The organism is Pedobacter sp. AC163 (assembly GCF_979258665.1).
The window spans coordinates 3,479,114-3,497,340 of sequence record NZ_OZ409872.1 but is presented as its reverse complement, the minus strand read 5'-3'; the positions used below and the strand labels follow the sequence as shown (position 1 = coordinate 3,497,340).

The 18,227-nt window shown below is 36.9% G+C and carries 15 protein-coding genes; 13 read left to right on the top strand and 2 right to left on the bottom strand.

Translation table 11 applies throughout. From position 1 onward, the window contains the following. Positions 1-36: 36 nt before the first annotated feature. The 4 genes from ACZZZK_RS15080 (at position 37) to ACZZZK_RS15065 (ending at position 8,215) form a co-directional block, all read left to right on the top strand. Complete coding sequence (locus tag ACZZZK_RS15080; protein ID WP_463484860.1) at positions 37-3,300, top strand: UvrD-helicase domain-containing protein; 3,264 nt, start codon at positions 37-39, stop codon at positions 3,298-3,300. Between the two features lie 3 nt (positions 3,301-3,303). Further along, positions 3,304-6,225 carry a PD-(D/E)XK nuclease family protein gene (locus ACZZZK_RS15075; RefSeq protein ID WP_463484859.1) on the top strand — a complete coding sequence of 974 codons (2,922 nt, stop codon included), beginning with the start codon at positions 3,304-3,306 and terminating at the stop codon, positions 6,223-6,225. A gap of 191 nt (positions 6,226-6,416) precedes the next feature. After that, positions 6,417-6,974, top strand: a complete 558-nt coding sequence (locus ACZZZK_RS15070; protein ID WP_463484858.1) for a GNAT family N-acetyltransferase — start codon at positions 6,417-6,419, stop codon at positions 6,972-6,974. A gap of 254 nt (positions 6,975-7,228) precedes the next feature. Next, entirely contained in the window at positions 7,229-8,215 is a 987-nt protein-coding gene (locus ACZZZK_RS15065; protein WP_056848203.1) for a pyruvate dehydrogenase complex E1 component subunit beta, read from the top strand. A gap of 100 nt (positions 8,216-8,315) precedes the next feature. On the opposite strand, the gene ACZZZK_RS15060 is transcribed toward ACZZZK_RS15065, so the two are convergent. Beyond that, the gene (locus ACZZZK_RS15060; protein ID WP_463484857.1) at positions 8,316-9,047 is read right to left on the bottom strand and encodes a class I SAM-dependent methyltransferase; all 732 of its coding nucleotides are present in this window, start codon (positions 9,045-9,047) and stop codon (positions 8,316-8,318) included. A 160-nt stretch (positions 9,048-9,207) separates the two neighbouring features. On the opposite strand from ACZZZK_RS15060, the gene ACZZZK_RS15055 reads away from it, so the two are divergent. The 7 genes from ACZZZK_RS15055 to ACZZZK_RS15025 all read left to right on the top strand — a co-directional run bounded on the left by ACZZZK_RS15055 (position 9,208) and on the right by ACZZZK_RS15025 (position 15,888). Continuing rightward, positions 9,208-10,515, top strand: a complete 1,308-nt coding sequence (locus tag ACZZZK_RS15055) for an MFS transporter (RefSeq protein ID WP_463484856.1) — start codon at positions 9,208-9,210, stop codon at positions 10,513-10,515. Between the two features lie 178 nt (positions 10,516-10,693). Continuing rightward, on the top strand, positions 10,694-11,974 hold the full coding sequence (locus ACZZZK_RS15050) for a replication-associated recombination protein A (protein WP_463484855.1): 1,281 nt from the start codon (positions 10,694-10,696) through the stop codon (positions 11,972-11,974). 57 nt (positions 11,975-12,031) lie between these two features. Continuing rightward, positions 12,032-13,504 carry a DUF5687 family protein gene (locus ACZZZK_RS15045; RefSeq protein WP_463484854.1) on the top strand — a complete coding sequence of 491 codons (1,473 nt, stop codon included), beginning with the start codon at positions 12,032-12,034 and terminating at the stop codon, positions 13,502-13,504. 2 nt (positions 13,505-13,506) lie between these two features. After that, positions 13,507-14,199, top strand: a complete 693-nt coding sequence (locus ACZZZK_RS15040; protein WP_056848199.1) for an ABC transporter ATP-binding protein — start codon at positions 13,507-13,509, stop codon at positions 14,197-14,199. Positions 14,200-14,374: 175 nt separating this feature from the next. Further along, entirely contained in the window at positions 14,375-15,052 is a 678-nt protein-coding gene (locus tag ACZZZK_RS15035; protein WP_463484853.1) for an OmpA family protein, read from the top strand. Between the two features lie 229 nt (positions 15,053-15,281). Continuing rightward, positions 15,282-15,491: a type II toxin-antitoxin system HigB family toxin gene (locus tag ACZZZK_RS15030; protein WP_463484852.1), complete on the top strand. Its 210-nt coding sequence runs from the start codon at positions 15,282-15,284 to the stop codon at positions 15,489-15,491. A gap of 10 nt (positions 15,492-15,501) precedes the next feature. Then, positions 15,502-15,888, top strand: a complete 387-nt coding sequence (locus tag ACZZZK_RS15025; protein ID WP_463484851.1) for a helix-turn-helix domain-containing protein — start codon at positions 15,502-15,504, stop codon at positions 15,886-15,888. Here ACZZZK_RS15025 and ACZZZK_RS15020 read toward each other — a convergent pair. Then, entirely contained in the window at positions 15,885-16,229 is a 345-nt protein-coding gene (locus tag ACZZZK_RS15020) for a hypothetical protein (protein WP_463484850.1), read from the bottom strand. The genes ACZZZK_RS15025 and ACZZZK_RS15020 overlap by 4 nt on opposite strands. A 123-nt stretch (positions 16,230-16,352) precedes the next feature. On the opposite strand from ACZZZK_RS15020, the gene ACZZZK_RS15015 reads away from it, so the two are divergent. Together ACZZZK_RS15015 and ACZZZK_RS15010 are read left to right on the top strand one after the other, a co-directional pair. Then, positions 16,353-17,378 carry a Gfo/Idh/MocA family oxidoreductase gene (locus ACZZZK_RS15015; protein ID WP_463484849.1) on the top strand — a complete coding sequence of 342 codons (1,026 nt, stop codon included), beginning with the start codon at positions 16,353-16,355 and terminating at the stop codon, positions 17,376-17,378. 50 nt (positions 17,379-17,428) lie between these two features. Further along, positions 17,429-18,202, top strand: coding sequence for a M90 family metallopeptidase (locus ACZZZK_RS15010; protein ID WP_463484848.1), 774 nt, complete (start codon positions 17,429-17,431; stop codon positions 18,200-18,202). Positions 18,203-18,227: the final 25 nt, after the last annotated feature.

The following is an 18,227-nucleotide window of genomic DNA, read 5'->3' as shown; positions in this document are numbered from 1 at the left end:
TGTTGTAAGTTTAAAATTCCGAAACAAGATCACTTCATGCCACAACCCGTAAAAATTCTTCAAGCTGCCGCAGGTTCAGGTAAAACGTTCAGTTTAACCGCACATTATCTTACTTTACTTTTTTCTGGCGACAATAAATACCGCGAAATTTTAGCTGTAACCTTTACCAATAAGGCTACTGAAGAAATGAAAACGCGTATTTTAGAGGTATTGCTGGGTTTTGCCAAAGGCGATGCATCAAGAAAGATCGAAGACTACCGTGTGCTAGTTCTGGCATCGCATCCAGAACTAAACGCGGAAAGCTTAAAGCTCAAAGCCGACGCCATCTATAGAAAAATCCTCCATGATTACAGTCGCTTTTCGGTGAGTACAATTGATGGTTTTGTACAAAAAGTAATTCGTGGTTTTGCTTTTGAATTAGGCTTGGAAAGTGGCTACAGTTTGGAAATGAATACCGAAAAGGTAAAAAAGGAACTGACTGCAAAACTGGAAAAATTGCTTGATGAGAAAGATAACTTATTGCAATGGATAGTAGAATTGGCATTAGACAGGATAAGCAACAATAAATCATGGAATTACAATACAGAGCTTTTAAATCTGGTAAGCGAAGTTTTTAAAGATAAGTTTTCATCTTTTGAAGTGGCTGTAAATAGTTTTGGAACTGAAAACACTGATATCGTTTTTAAAAAATACATCGATTTCTCTAAAAATCTCATTAAAAAATTTGAAACCGATTTAGTCGATCTGGCCGAAACGGCACTCGGAATTATTGAAGTAAGCGGTTTTTCTGCTGATGACTTTAAGGGTAAAAGTCGTTCACCGTTATTAAAGTTTAGAAGCATTATGACGGGCAACTTTGCTGACGTGGAGAAAGTGCTAAAACTTACTGATGATGAAGAAAATTGGTTTCCGAAAGGAAAATCAAACGAACTTTACAGTGAAATCAACCCGATTTTACATCAAATTGCAAACATCTACGGCACAGGAATTGGCGACTATACTTTAGCTAAGGCGTTTATCAGAAATGGATATTTTTTACGCTTAATGCAAGAAATAGCGGTTTTACTTACCCAATATCGGGAAGAAAATGAAACCCTTTTAATCAGCGATGCGCAAAAGTTGCTAAATGGAATAGCCCAGGATGCTGGTGAAAACCCATCCTTTATTTGGGAGAAAATGGGAAACCGGTACAGGAATTTTCTCTTCGACGAGTTTCAGGATACTTCCAGTAACCAATGGGATAGTTTTTTTCCACTGGTTGATAATGCTGTTTCTACCCACAACGGAAAACTCCATGACCATTTAATCGTGGGAGATGCCAAACAATCTATTTATCGCTGGCGAGATGGCGACTATAAATTATTACATCAAAAAGCCAAATCAAATTTGCAAGAACATAACGTTTTCGAAGATAAACTTTTAGAAAACTACCGCAGTACCGAAGAAATTATCAACTTCAATAACCAGCTTTACCAAAAACTGGCGGTGTTCTTACAAGATAAAATCAATAGTGAAATTCCAGCTGAGGATGAATTGTTAAACGGTTTCTGGAACCATCCAACTAATCAATACAACAACATCATCACTAATATTTATAAAGGTGTTGAACAAAATACGCATCCTAAAACTACCAAAGGCGGCATTATCAAAATCAAAAAAATTGAATTCGATAAACCAAAAGCCAACAGTGATGGAATCGTCGAAACCATTGTTACCGATGCAGAACCTGAAAACAAAAAGCAAGCCTCATTGGCAGAAATGCTTAATGAGGTAAGACTTTTAATAAATGAAAAAGCTTATCAGCAACGCGAAATAGGGATTTTGGTGCGTTCTAACGCAGAAGCAACAGAAGTGGTAAACGCACTAATGGAAGCTGGTCTGGACGTAATATCTGGCGAAGCCTTAAAAATCGCAAATAGTACGGCGATCAAACTCATCATTAACTTGCTGAAATTATTAGTCGTTAGTCCAGCCAATTCTGCTTTGTATAAAGCAAATTGTATTGCCTTATATGCCCAACTGCATGAAAACCCCATTAATGGCGATCATTATTTTGGACTGAAGGACACCTCGATGGAAAACCTGCAACATGTTTTGCCTGCAGATTTTTGTCTTAATTATAAAAGCTGGATGGCACTTCCCGTTTCGGAACTAATAGAGAAAATAATTAAGGCTTTCCAATTAGACACCTATCATAAAAACGGAATTAACCCATTTTTACCTTATCTGTTGGCATTTAGAGATTTAACCAATAAAGCATCGCGTCAGGGCGAAAAAGGCATCTCCTCATTTTTAGATTGGTGGGAAGAAGAAGGACATAACAAAAACCTACCGTCGCCCGAAACTGCAAATGCCATCCAGGTGATGACCATCCATAAATCAAAAGGCTTGGCTTTTAGAGCGGTATTTATTCCTTTTTGCGAGTGGCCATTAGGTGGAAAAGCCAACAACGCTTTTTGGGTACCCATGGAAGGGACGCCTTACGCCGATTTGCAGAGTGTTCCGCTTCAATTTACGAGCAGCTTAAAAGGTTCATCCGTAGCAAAATACTATCTGGAAGAACTTTTGATGAATTATATGGATGCTTTAAATAGCCTTTATGTGGCTACTACAAGGGCTAAAGATTATCTATACATTTCTTTTTCAGGCAAGAAGAAACCTTCACTAAGCCACATTGGCGATGCTGTTTTTAGTGCTTATGAACAAGATTTCGAACATACTGATGAAATCGCAATTGGCACCTTTTCAACCAAAGGCGATGGCATGGAGAGTTTAAAGGCATTGAACTTAACAGCCTACCCTACAACTGATCGGTTGGAAGATGTATACGAAGAAAGCGAGAACCGGCCACAACGATACATAGATAATATTACCAAATCTGGCAAGAAAGGGAGTAACCTGCATTTAATTTTGGCTGAAGTAAATAAAGCTGATGAAATTGCAGACATCGTTGAGAAATTGATTTTGGAGGGATTGATACTCGAAGAGGAGAAGGATGATTATATTACACAGGCATCATCGGTTTTGGCCCACCCAGAATTGAGCGCATTACTAAGTCAAAATGCCAATCAAATTAATGAAAAATCGATTGTTGGTATTGACGGTAAAACCTACCGGCCAGACAAGCTGGTGTTAAATGGAGAAAAAGTTTCTATTATCGATTACAAATTCACAGCTGAGGAAAGCCAAAGTCATATTGCTCAAATCACCAATTACAAAAACTTAATAGAGGCTATGGGCTACCAGGATGTTAAACCGTATTTGTTTTACGCCACCTTAGGCAAACTAAAAGCTGTTTAAAATATGAACCCATTTTTACAAGATGTTGCCAAAGATTTAGTAGCTAAGTTTGGTCAGAATTTGCAAGATTGTGCCATTGTGTTTAACAATAAGCGCCCAACTGCGTATTTACAAAAGCACCTTGCCGACATTTATCAGAAACCGTTTTGGAGTCCTTCATTTTACACAGTTTCTGAATTTTTTGCAGAGGCAACACCGCTAAAAATCGCCGATCATTATACCCAGTTTTTCACCCTTTACGACTGCTACATTCAGCTTTTAAAAAACGAAGGCATTGAAAAACTGCCCTCTATTGCAAAATTCCATAACATTGCCCGAATTATTTTAGGCGATTTTAGTCAGATTGATAATGATCTGGTTGACGCTACCAGGCTGTTTACAGAACTGGAAGATATTGCGGTGATTAACCAGCAGTTCGATTTCTTAACGGCAGAGCAAAAAGCCTTTTTATCGCAGTTCTGGCAATCTTATTCCGAAGGAAAATTTAAAAAACAGCAAGAGCTATTTATCCGGATGTGGCATCGAATGCCTCTATTGTACAATGAATTCCATCAACAGTTAAAAACCAAAGATTTTATTACCATGGCCCGCTTGTATAAAAACATCGGCGAGGGTACAAACGAAATCGATTTTACGGCTAAATACACTGGAAAAAAACTAGTGTTTATTGGGTTCAATGCACTAAGCAAAGCAGAAGCCAAGGCATTTAAACGCTGGCAGGATGAGGATAAAGCGATCTTTTATTTCGATACGGATAGTTATTACCTGGAAGATGAGATGCAGGAATCGGGATTGTTTTTAAGACGAAACTTAAAGCAGATAGGCCTGATCAACCAATTATCAAATGAAACCGGCTTCATCAAAACATCACCAAGAGCGGTAAATGTATTTAAAGTGCAAGGGCAAACGGCACAGGCAAAAATTGTAAATGAATTGCTGGCTAAGGAAAAAGAAATGATTTTAAATAATCAAGCCATAACTTCTACAGCGATTATTTTAGCAGATGAAAGTTTGCTAATTCCTTTAATGCAAACCATTCCATCAACTATTGAGGATAAAAAAATAGATGTAAATATTACCATGGGTTTTGGCCTGGCCAATTCTTCATTGTATGGTCTGGCCGATTTATGGTTAACAGTTCAATCTGAATTAAGCGCAAAAAAAACGATTAAATATCAAACTGCTGAAGCTTTTTTATCGCATCCGTTAACCGGAATAAGCGAAATCATGCGTCCGAAAATAATCGATGCATTAATTAAGGAGCAGCTTGCAGAAATTCCATACCAGCGCCTAACGCGACAAGGCGGTTTGTTAGCGAAGTTTTTTGAGCCTATACATTCTACAACTAACACAGTCACTATATTAAATGAGTTACTGGATTATGTTTTACATCGTGAGCTCGCAAGCAAAAGTTTAAAGAAGATTGATGCTGAATTATTTGGCAAAACCATTCAGGAACTTAACCGTTTGCAGGATACTTTACAGCACCATATCGATAAGTACAACAAGGAAATAGAGCTTAGTTTTGTGCTTTCGCTGATCCAAAAATCGCTGGCAGAAATTGCGGTTCCCTTGGAAGGAGATCCCCTGAGTGGAATTCAGATTATGGGCTTGCTGGAAAGTAGAAACCTAAACTTCGATCGGGTGATTATCTTGGGTTTAAATGAGGGGATTGTTCCGCAAGCTTCTACCTCGACTACCTTTATTCCTGATAGCTTAAGGAGGGTTTATGGTTTACCAGTGCTTGAAAATCAAGACGCCATTTCAGCTTACATGTTTTATCGTTTAATTCAACGGGCTCAAAATCTAGATTTTGTTTATAACAGTTTAACTGATGAAAGTAACAGCGGCGAACCCTCCAGATTTATTAAGCAATTAGAATATGAAAGCGGATTTAATTTCAATCATCAGGAGCTTCAGCTTGCTGTTAAAACGGAGCTCAAACGTGAGGAGGTTGTTTTAAAATCGGAAAAGGTTCAGGAAGTTTTAAACAAATACCTTTCGGGACAAAAATACCTTTCTGCTTCGGCCTTAACCACCTATATCTCCAATCCAATCGATTTCTTTTATAAATACATTGCCGGAATTGAAGAGCCAAAAGAAGTGGAAGAGACTGTAGAAGCCTATAAAGTTGGTTTAATTCTGCATTATGCGATGGAGCAATTTTACGAACAGCTGCGCATCGTATCGCCAGAAATTACGGCAGAAAGAATTAAAGAGAAGCGAAAAGATATTCCCGAACTAATTATTGAAGGCTTTGCCGATTCTTTATACGGCGATAAAAAAGAACCAAAAGAGATCCGCCTGACCCATGTAAAACGACTAGCCAAAACAATTAAATTAAATGGGATGGAAAAAATTGTGTTCGCTATTGTAAACGAGTATATCAATATTATTTTAAAACAGGATACCGAAGATGCACCATTTACTTTAATTGGCTTAGAGCAAAAGGGCAATGTCGAATTTAGCTTTGAAGCGAATGGCAAAAACCAACACATTAAGCTTTACGGCATTATCGATCGCGTTGATTTGAAAAGTGGTGGCTATAGAATTGTGGATTATAAAACGGGAAGCGATAAACTCAAGTATTCTTCCATAGAAGAGTGTTTCGATACGGATTGTGGCAACATTAACAAAGCGCTTATTCAAACGCTCTTTTATACTCACGTGTACGAGCAAATATCGAAGAACGAAAATGTGGAACCGAATCTTTATGTAGTCAAAACAATGAGTAAAGATGGGATCCATTTTACTGGCAAAGGCGGCCTGTTACGAAATGAATTTCTCGCATCAGAAAAACACGCCTTTTTAAATGCATTGAGGAGAAAGCTGAAAGAATTATTCGATTATAGTATTCCTTTTAGAGCCAGTCAAAATTCTGGAAATTATGTTTATTCTATTTATACAACACTTTTTGGGAGGTAAAAGAAAAGCTTAAAGACTAAAGAAGAAAGTCTAAACCAAAAATCCATAGCCTCATCGTCATTGCGAGGCACGAAGCAATCTTAAAACGTTCACTAATAAACCTACAGCATTAGGATTGCTTCGTGCCTCGCAATGACGATCATTTTTTTAAATATTTTGCATCCTTTGTGGTTAAACACTTAAATTTAAAAATGCTTACCCTCAACTTCACCAAATTTCCAATACTCGAAACCGAACGATTAATTCTTCGTGAACATTCGCTATCTGACGCGGAAACTTTATTCGCAATGCGTACCAATGAAACGGTAATGAAATACATCGACCGAGAAAGACCTCAAGATTTATTGGACATTCAAACATTTATAACCACATTAAATCAGGGTTTCGAAAATGGTGATAATTTGGCTTGGGTAATCGCATTAAAAGAAAATCCTGATGAAATGATTGGCTCCATTGGATATTGGAGAACTGATTTTGCCAATCACAGGGCAGAAATCGGCTATATGCTACACCCCGACTACTGGAGAAAAGGAATAATATCCGAAGCGCTAAAAAGAACAATTGATTTTGGCTTTGAATACATCAATCTGCATACCATTAAAGCAAATATCAATGTAGAAAACGATGCTTCCAGGCAAATGCTTATCAAACATGGCTTTGTTAAAGAGGCTCACTTTAAACAAGATTTTTATTTCAGAGGCCAGTTTTTAGATAGTGAGATTTATGGATTATTGAATCCGAATCACTAAACTTTATTAATACAACGAAATTACAGACGCAGATAGGGAAGTTTCGAGAAAAACCAAAAACCTGATACAAAAACAAGCTTAGTGGAAGCATTACAAAATATTATTTTAGCTAATGTAAAACAGACGTACAAGCTCGATCCAAAAAGCCTTAAAAATCACCATTATCAACCATAATTATTACAATATAGAGGTTTAATTCCCTTTGGTTTGGTAGCGATTAATAATTATATTTGCCACCGTTATTAAAATTTACAATGAGAGAAATCCAATTTAGAGAAGCACTACGTGAAGCCATGCAAGAAGAAATGCGCAAAGATGACCGCGTTTTTTTATTAGGTGAAGAAGTAGCAGAATATAACGGAGCGTACAAAGTAAGTCAGGGCATGCTTGATGAATTTGGTGCAAAACGTATTATCGATACCCCGATTGCCGAACTTGGTTTCGCAGGTATTGCAACTGGTGCTGCAACAGCAGGCCTTATTCCAATTGTGGAGTTCATGACTTTCAACTTCTCATTAGTAGCTATCGATCAAATTATCAACGGTGCTGCTAAAATTTTATCAATGAGTGGTGGTCAGTTCTCATGCCCAATGGTTTTCCGCGGTCCAACAGGTAACGCCGGTCAATTAGGTGCACAACACTCTCAAAACTTCGAAAACTGGTTTGCAAATACCCCAGGTTTAAAAGTTGTTGTTCCATCAACTCCTTATGATGCAAAAGGTTTATTAAAACAAGCAATCATCGATCCGGATCCAGTTATTTTCATGGAATCGGAAGTAATGTATGGCGATAAAGGTGACGTTCCTGCAGAAGAATATTATATCGAATTCGGTAAAGCAAATGTAACTAAACAAGGTACAGATGTAACTATCGTAACTTTCGGTAAAATGTTAACTCGTGTAGTTAATCCAGCAGTAGAGGAATTAACAAAAGAGGGAATCAATGTAGAAGTAATTGATTTACGTACTGTTCGCCCAATCGATTACGACACGATTATCGAATCTGTTAAGAAAACCAACCGTTTAGTAGTGGTAGAAGAAGCTTGGCCATTGGCATCACTTTCAGGTGAGATTGCTTTTATGGTTCAGAAAAAAGCGTTCGATTATTTAGATGCACCGGTTTTACGTATCACTTGCGCTGATGTTCCACTTCCATACTCGCCAACTTTAATTGCTGCTAGTTTACCAAATGCAGATAGAGTTGTTAAAGCGGTTAAAGAAGTAATGTACGCTACAAAATAATTTAAAAATGTCAGTCTGGGCGTAGCCGAAGACTAAAAATATAAAATCCTCCAAATTACTTTTGGAGGATTTTTTTTTGCAATCGATTTTAGCTTGATGCTCATCTCCCTACCCTCAATAATATTGGGAAATGCACATCTTTGGTGGCATCGTTTCCCCAAGCCTCTTTCAGTTCCGTAAACATATATTCTAAAGGATTTCTATCATTTGCTTTCTTGTAATGTTGAAGAGATGACCAGGTATTCAAATAGCCAATCATCTGATTGAAAGTCCATTTGGTTTTAATTTGAAAATGCGGTGCAATGATTTCTTCAAAAGGAAATGGAATGGTTTTATATCCTTCCTCAATATACCTCCGTTCGCTATCCCAATATTTACCTAAAATATCTTCGTAAAGCTTATGAATGGCTTTATCAACCTTTTTATCTATAAACATGATCCCGTAACCAATTACGGCCAGTAAGCCATTGGGCTTGAGTGTTCGTTTCACTTCAGAATAAAATGCTTCAAAATTAAACCAATGGATTGCCTGCGCTACCGTCACAAGATCAAAACTTTGATCGGGAACATTTATTTTTTCAGCAGGCGCTACGTCGTACACAATATTTGGCATTTTAAGCGCCTGTTTAAGCTGTTGCTCACTAATATCGGTCGCATATACTGACTTAAAATGCTGTGCTAAAACCCTGGCAACCTGTCCATTTCCTGTTGCGCAATCCCATGCGGCATCTTTGTTGTTCACCAAATTGAAAAGGTAATCATATAGCTCTTGAGGATATGTTGGTCGATAGATGGCATACTCAGCAGACTGGGTAGAAAAGTTATCTTTCATGCTTAATTTAATAAGTGGGTGCTAGAAATTGGTGACTTAATTTTTTGAATACTTTCTTGCAAATCAACTATTCTAAAACTATCTTACAAATTAAACAAAACTTACCACTTAGTGTTTAACTCGTTTGTTTAAAAAACAATCATTCTTTCACAGTAAGCATATGAATAAATCCAGAAATGATTTTCCGTCCGAAGACATGAATGACGTTAAACACAGGTTAAAATCTATCTTCGGTGGCTCTGTGGGCAATTTAGTAGAGTGGTACGATTGGTATACTTATTCTGCTTTTGCGTTATATTTTTCTCCCGTTTTTTTCCCTAACAGCAATCCTACTGCTCAACTCCTAAATACAGCCGGAATTTTTGCAGTAGGCTTTTTAATGCGACCAATCGGTGGGTGGTTATTTGGTAGCATTGCCGATAAAAAAGGCCGAAAAACCGCTATGGCATTATCAGTTTTCATCATGGCAATCGGTTCCTTAATTATTGGGTTGACACCGGGTTATAAGCAAATTGGCATTTTAGCACCATTGCTTTTGGTTTTTGCAAGACTAATTCAAGGTTTAAGTACGGGCGGAGAATACGGAACCTCTGCTACTTATTTAAGTGAGATGGCTTCCAAAAAACACCGTGGTTTTTATTCGAGCTTTCAATATGTAACCCTTATTGGCGGTCAGTTACTGGCTTTGGGTATCCAATTAATTTTGCAAAACTGGTTGCTTACTCCAGAACAACTCCATGATTGGGGCTGGCGAATACCATTTTTTATTGGTGCTATACTTTCCTTTATTGCACTTTATTTAAGACGACATATTGCCGAAACCTCAGCTTTCAAAAGCAAAGATAAAGAAGCAAAAAAAGGTGGAATTGCTGTGCTGATGAAATATCCGAAAGAAGTTTTTACGGTTGTTGGTTTAACACTGGGTGGAACAATTGCCTTTTATACTTTCAGTACTTACATGCAAAAATTCTTAGTTAATACTGTTCATTTAAGCAAAGAAACTTCAACAACGTTATCATTTATTTCGCTTTTAGTATTTGCTATTTTGCAACCATTGTTTGGCTTATTATCTGATAAAATTGGCAGGAAACCGTTATTAATTGGTTTTGGCGTCTTAGGTTCTGTTTGTACCGTTCCTATTTTAACTGGTTTAGCCAGCGAAACCAACACAACTATTATTTTCTTATTAATGATTGCTGCTTTAATCATTGTGAGTGGATACACCAGTATAAATGCCGTAGTAAAGGCTGAACTATTTCCGGCAGAGATTAGAGCTTTGGGCGTAGGACTTCCATATGCTTTAACCGTAGCCATTTTTGGCGGTACAGCCGAGTATTTTGCACTTTGGTTTAAAAATATCGGCCACGAAAATTACTTCTATTGGTATGTTACAGGTTGCATTTTAATTTCATTGATTTTGTATACAACCATGAAAGACACCAAACATCATTCAAAAATAGAGGAGTAAGCTAATGGCAGAATTTCGCGATTAAGAAAGAGATATTTTTTGCCCGCAGCCATCTAGATAGTGCATTGCTTATACTCCAAAGATAAAACATGAAGGTTATTTCGCTTTCGGCTAAATGCCAATCAGTTGTTAGTAAGAATCCGTCTCCAAAATAATCAAATTTTATATATTTACAATTATGCAGAATCAAGCCCCTTTAGCCGAAAGAATGCGCCCTCAAAACCTCGATGAATATGTAGGGCAAAAACATTTGGTGGGTACAGGTGCGGTTTTGCGCAAAGCGATTGAAAGTAGTCAATTGCCATCAATGATTTTTTGGGGACCTCCCGGAGTCGGCAAAACCACTTTAGCTTATATCATTTCTCAGGCTTTAGATCGACCGTTTTTTAACCTCAGTGCAATCAATAGCGGAGTTAAAGATATACGAGAAGTGATTGATAAAGCCGCAGCCTTAAAAGACAGTTTTTTGGGTTTGCCTATTTTGTTCATAGATGAAATCCATCGGTTTAGCAAATCGCAACAGGATAGTCTGCTAGGTGCTGTAGAACGTGGATTGGTAACGCTAATCGGCGCCACCACAGAAAACCCTTCATTTGAAGTGATTTCCGCTTTGCTTTCCCGTTGCCAGGTCTATATTTTGAAATCCTTAACTGAAGAAGAGCTCGCAGGTTTGCTACAAACCGCAATAAAGAAGGACGATATTCTTGCGGCAAAAAAAATCACTATTAAAGAGCACGAAGCTTTAATTCGCTTAAGTGGCGGCGACGCCAGAAAGCTTTTAAATGTTTTAGAAATTGCCATTAACGGTATCGGCGGCGATAAAATAACCTTAACAAATGAAAATGTTTTGGCGCATGCACAGCAAAATCTGGCCCTGTACGATAAAGCAGGTGAACAACATTACGATATCATTTCAGCGTTTATAAAATCTATTCGTGGTAGCGATCCAAATGCAGCAGTTTACTGGCTAGCCAGAATGATTGAAGGTGGTGAAGATCCGCTTTTTATTGCCAGAAGATTGTTAATTCTTTCTTCAGAAGATATTGGAAATGCCAATCCAAATGCTTTGCTCCTGGCCAACAATTGTTTTACCGCTGTAAACGTAATCGGCTATCCCGAAGCCAGAATTATCTTATCGCAATGCGTAACCTATTTGGCCAGTTCGGCTAAAAGCAATGCATCTTACGAAGCCATTAATCATGCACAAGCACTAGTAAAGCAAACCGGAAACCTGCCTGTTCCTCTACACATTCGCAATGCGCCAACAAAGTTGATGAAGAACATTGGTTATGGAAAAGACTATAAATATTCGCATGGTTATGAAGGGAATTTTGAGCCACAAGAATATTTTCCGGACGAATTAAGTGGCACAAAACTTTACGACCCAGGGAAAAACCCGGCAGAAGAAAAGCTTCGAGAAAAGCTGAAACAAAATTGGAAAGACAAATACAATTATTAGTGTAACATTTGAAGGAAAACGTTAACTAATAGATAGAAACTAATACTAAACTTATATATGCTGAGTACTTTTTTGAGCCATCAAAGGAAATCCTTTTGGCGATCCAGAAATCGTGGCGGTAGTATCGCTACTCAAATTTTACTGGGATTTTTCATGCTGTATTTCCTGGCTGTTGCCGTTGGAATTGGTTTTGGAATGAATATCTTCCTACCTAAAGTTTTTAAAGGCGTAGATATCCTGACCAGTTTTAATGGAATAATCCTGTATTATTTCGCTTTTGACTTCGTAATGCGTTTGCAGCTACAAGAACTCCCTACCTTAAGCATTATTCCTTACTTGCATTTAAAAGTCCCGAAGTATAAAATCATCGGTTTTTTGAATATTAAAGCACTTTTTTCAGCTTTTAATCTCTGGCCGATTTTTCTATTTTTCCCTTTCATCTTTACAGAAATAATTGATGAATATGGCGCTTTTGCTGCCTTAATGTATGTAGTAGCCATACTTTCCATTACCGTTTTCAATAACTACTTAATTCTCTATATCAAAAGAAAATCAATTACCAATGTGCTTTACACTTTGGGCGGCTTTATATTGATTGCTATTTTCGGTGCTTTAGAGTATTTCAAAATCATTTCATTAATTAGTGTTTCCGATACAGTTTTCAGGGCCATTGGCGAACGCCCATACCTGGGTTTCGCATTCACCATACTCGCTTTCGCGGTTTTTAAAATTAATTCTGACTTCTTATTAAAGAACTTATACGTCGAAGAATTAAGCACCAAGCAAGAGAAAAAAGTGAGTACTGACTATGCCTTCTTAAATCGTTTCGGCAAAGTTGGAGAGTTAGCGGCCCTGGAATTAAAACTTATTTTGCGCCACAAACGCTCCCGTTCATCAGTGATTCTTGGCTTATTTTTTCTGCTATATGGGTTCTTTTTCTATAGACAAAAACTAATCGACACCGATTCGTTTGGTAAGATGATGTTTGCAGGTATTTTCATGACAGGCGTATCTATCATTATTTACGGGCAATTTATGTTTGCCTGGCAAAGTTCACATTTTGATGGATTGTTAAGCAACAAAATAAACTTTAAAAATTTTATAAAAGCAAAGTTTTTGCTATTCACTATCGGCTCTACCATCATCAGCTTACTCTCTACATTTTATGGCTTCATGAGCTGGAAACTGGTCGTGATGCATTTAGTTTGTTACCTGTATAACATCGGTTTTGGTACAGTAATAGTACTTTATTTAGCCACATTCAATTATAAACGAATAGATATTACCAAAGCTGCAAGCTTTAATTATCAAGGTACAGGAGCCACACAATGGTTACTCATGTTTCCCTATGCGCTAACACCCATGTTGATGTATTTACCTTTTAGCTTATTAGATCTTCCCTATTGGGGATTATTTACCATAGGCGCCTTCGGAGTATTGATGCTTTTGATGAGGGGTTTCTGGGTTAACCTGATTACTGCAAAATTTGAAAAACAACGTTATAAAATAGCCGAAGGCTTTAGAGAATAATTATGATACTAGAGGTAAAAAAATTAAAGAAAGTTTATGGCGATAAAACAGTTGTAAACATTGATCATGTACAAATTAGAGCTGGCGAAACCATTGGTTTAGTCGGCAATAACGGCGCTGGTAAAACGACATTCTTCCGAATGATTTTAGATTTAATTCGCCCAACGGAAGGTGAAGTGTTATCGAAAGATAAAAACGTAGCAGACGGTGATGATTGGAAAAATTATACCGCATCATTTTTAGATGAAGGTTTTTTAATAGACTATTTAACCCCTGAAGAATATTTCACCTTTATTGGAAGCTTAAATAACTTAAGTGTAGCAGATGTTGGAGCCTACTTAACCCAATATGCAGATTTTTTCAATGGAGAAATTTTGAATAGTGGAAAGTATATCCGCGATTTTAGTAAAGGAAACCAAAATAAGGTAGGTATAGCAGCGGCATTGATGCAGAAACCTGAACTCCTGATATTGGATGAACCTTTCGCTAACCTCGATCCGACTACTCAGATCAGGTTGAAACAGCTTTTGAAAACTTACCCTGGCAACATGACTACCTTTATTTCTAGTCATGATTTAAACCATGTTACAGATGTTTGCAGTAGAATCATTTTGGTAGAAAAAGGCAAAGTAATCAAAGATTTTAAAACAGATGAAAACACCCTAAAAGAATTGGAGAGTTACTTCTCCGCTTAGATTTTGTACTAAGAATGATACAGATAAGAAGGGCTATGATTAAACATAGCTCTTTTTTTATACATGATAATATTTTAACAGGTGCTAAAACATTAAAATTCAATTAAAATAAGATTGGGTTATTTTTTGGCATCGTGTTTGAATACGAGTTGTAGAATTATAAATCTAGATTATTATGAGTATTTCAAAAGTAAAAATAGCAACATTAAGTATAGGGTTAGCAGTGGGTTCGATGGCATTCCAAAGTTGTGATAGTTTAACTAAAACACAAAAAGGTGCTGGTATAGGTGCTGCTGCAGGTGGTGTAGTAGGTGCGTTAATTGGCAAAAAAGCTGGTAATACAGCTGTTGGTGCGTTAATCGGTGGTGCTATTGGTGGTACAGCTGGGGCTTTTATTGGTCGCAGGATGGACAGACAGGCTGCTGAGATTCAAAAAGCAATTCCAAATGCTGAAGTAATTCGCGAAGGTGAAGGTATTATTGTAAAGTTTGACAGCGGTATTTTATTTGATTTTGATAAAACAGCTTTGAAAGATGCAGCAAAAACAAATGTTCAAAGTTTAGCAGCTTCTTTAAATCAATATCCTGATACTGATATTAAAGTAATTGGCCATACTGATAGCCGTGGTACAGAACAATATAACATGGGTTTATCAGAAAGAAGAGCAGCAGCAGTTAAAGCTTATGCAGTTTCTCAAGGTGTTCCGGCTTCTAGATTAGTAACCATTGGTAAAGGTTTTGCAGAACCAATTGCAGATAACGATACTGATGCTGGTCGTGCAGCTAACCGTCGTGTTGAGATTGTAATTGTTGCAAATGATGCATTGAAAAACACAGCAAAATCTCAAGGATAATATTTGCATATTCCCTCTACCTATGAGGTCATTATATATCCAACCCTGATGCTAAAACATCGGGGTTTTTTGTTTTTAGTTAAGCTTCGATAATTTCAGAATACGAAATTTATTTTATTTTATGAAATTTGCTTATATTTGCAATATGGTAATACTTATTAAGAAAACGCTTTTGTTATTTGCCGAAAAGTATCCATCATCTGTATCAGCATTAAACAATTGGTATTAAGTGGCGAAAAACGCTGATTGGAATAAATTTGCAGATCTTAAAAATGACTTCAATAGCGTAGATTATGTAGGTAATGATAGGTATGTATTTAATATAAAAGGTAATGATTTCAGAATTGTTGCGATGATATTTTTTGATATACGTACCGTTTACATTCGTTTTGTAGGCACCCATACAGAATATGATAAAATTGATTGTTCATTAATTTAAATTAAACAACATGTTAGATAAGATTAGAAATCAGGCACAATATAATTCAGTAATGGAACTGATAGAAAAATTAATTTCTAAAGCAACCACAAACGGTGGATTTCATTCACTTTCTACAGTAGAAAGTACAGAATTAGAAAACCTTAGTCTGTTAGCAGAGCAGTTTGAGGATAATGTTTTGAAAATAATGCCTTTACCATTAACCATAAATGCTGTTGTGCAGCATAAAATCAACGAATTAAATATTAACCAAGTTAAACTAGCCGAGATGTTAGGCTTGGGGGCGCCAAAGCTTTCTCAAATATTGAATGGAAAACGTGAGCCTGATGTTCCATTTTTAAAAGCATTGCATAGCAAATTAGGGATAAGTGGCGATTTCCTTCTTGAAAGTGTTTAAGAATATATATCATCAAAATAACCAATCACCAATGATTTCATGAGCATTTCTTGCTCCAACATCGTATAAGGTGGAATGGCTTTTATCAACTTCCAATGCGGCCAACCGTCTTGGTCAACGCCTTCCAATTCATAAAAATCCATCTCACTTAAAAGGCGGCAAGTAGCAATATGCATCAATTCTTCTTTTTGACGCTTGCTATACTTCTTTGGACCTTTTCCTAACTCCTGCACGCCTATTAAGAAAAGCATCACTTTTAAATCAGGAAAATCTGAATCAAATTCCTGTGCAATCCGCTCTTGTAAAACTTTCCATTTGGCATTAATCTCCGATGGTTTCATAGCTGCAAAGATAGATTTAAAAGAATCAAGCTGAAAGTGAAACTTTGATGATGAAAAGTAAAACTTTAATTCTAACTGCTACAAATACCGCATAAAAACTTATTTTAATTACATTTATAACCTATGAAAACAGATTCTAATAAAATAATTTCTGCAGGTTTATTGGCCTATGGCATGTCGGGCAAGGTATTTCATGCGCCATTTTTAAATGCTCACCACGGATTTAATTTAAAAGCGATTGTAGAGCGAAGCAAAAAAAATGCAATAAACGATTATCCAAATATTATAAGTTACAACAGTGTTGAGGAGTTATTGAACGATGAAGAGATTGAATTGGTTGTGGTAAACACACCAAATAACCTTCACTATGAACATGCTAAAGCAGCACTTCTAAAAGGAAAACACATTTTAGTGGAAAAGCCATTTACAGCTACATCTGCACAAGCTAAGGAGTTATTTCAATTGGCAGATGAAGTTGGTAAACAAATCATTTTTTATCAAAACCGCCGATGGGATAGCGATTTCACCTCGGTAAAAAAAGTGTTAGCGAGTGGTAAACTTGGCAAATTAAACGAAATGCATCTTCGTTACGATCGCTATAGAAATGTGATTGGGCCAAAAGCCTTTAAAGAACAGGCGGTAGAAGCAAGCGGCTTAATTTACGACCTTGGTCCACATCTTTTAGATCAGGTGATTAGCTTATTTGGAAAGCCAATTAGCTACCATAAAATATTAGGTAAAAATAGAGTGGGCACAGCAGTTGATGATTATTTCAGCATTCAACTTAGCTATCCCAACAGCGTTTTTGTATTTGTTACTTCGAGTATGTTGGTTGTAGATCCGCAGGCGGCTTTCGTTTTACATGGCGTAAATGGTAGCTTTATAAAGCAACGAGCCGACATCCAGGAAGAGCAGCTTTTGGCTGGAATGAAACTCACCGATAAAGGTTACGGCATCGAATTAGCGGGAAAAGAAGGATTATTAACTACAATTGACGCTGATGGAAAAAAAACAGAAGAAATTATCCCATCAGAATTAGGAAGTTATTTACCTCTTTTTGAAGCTGCATATCTTGCTTTAACAAACCAGGAAGATTATCCTGTTACCAGAGAGGATGTATTAACTCAGCTCGAGATTTTAGAAAGTTAGTATAATAATCACCACACAAATATTCACTAAATTATCGCCGATTAATAAATATGAATTCATTGCCATTTGCCTACCTCATCCCTATATTTTTAATTGCCATTTACTTGATTCTTAAAAAAAAGAAACTTAAAATTGATCCCCTCACTGATACGGATAAAAAAATACTAGACGATTATGTGGGTTACTATCATCAACTGGATTCGACAGATAAGCTGAGATTTGAGCAGAAGATAGCCGAATTTTTTGCCGCGGTTAAAATTGAACCGGTTGGCTTGGAAATGACCACTCTAGATGAGCTTTTAATTGCATCGAGTGCAGTTATCCCCATTTTCGGCTTTGCAGACTGGCAGTATAAAAACTTAAGTACGGTATTGTTATATCCTGATACGTTTGACAAAGATTTCCAGTTTGAAGGGGGAGAACGGCAAATAATGGGCATGGTTGGCAGTGGTTATATGAATGGTCAAATGATTTTATCTAGGTCGGCACTGCGACAAGGTTTCTCGAAAAGTGCTGGTAAAGAAAATACGGCAATTCATGAGTTTGTGCACCTTTTAGATAAATCAGATGGTGCAACAGATGGTGTACCCGAAAATTTAATTTCGCATGAGTATACCTTGCCGTGGATAAAAATGATGCACGAGGAAATGGCACGAATTGAAGATAATAAATCGGATATTAATCCTTATGCCATTACAAATGAAGCAGAATTTTTCGCTGTGGTATCAGAATATTTTTTCGAAAAGCCTTACTTGTTGAAAGAAAAGCACCCAGATTTATACCAGCAATTGAGCAGAATATTTGCACAACAACCTGCTAACTAGTTATCAACCCTCGCATCTAGCAGAA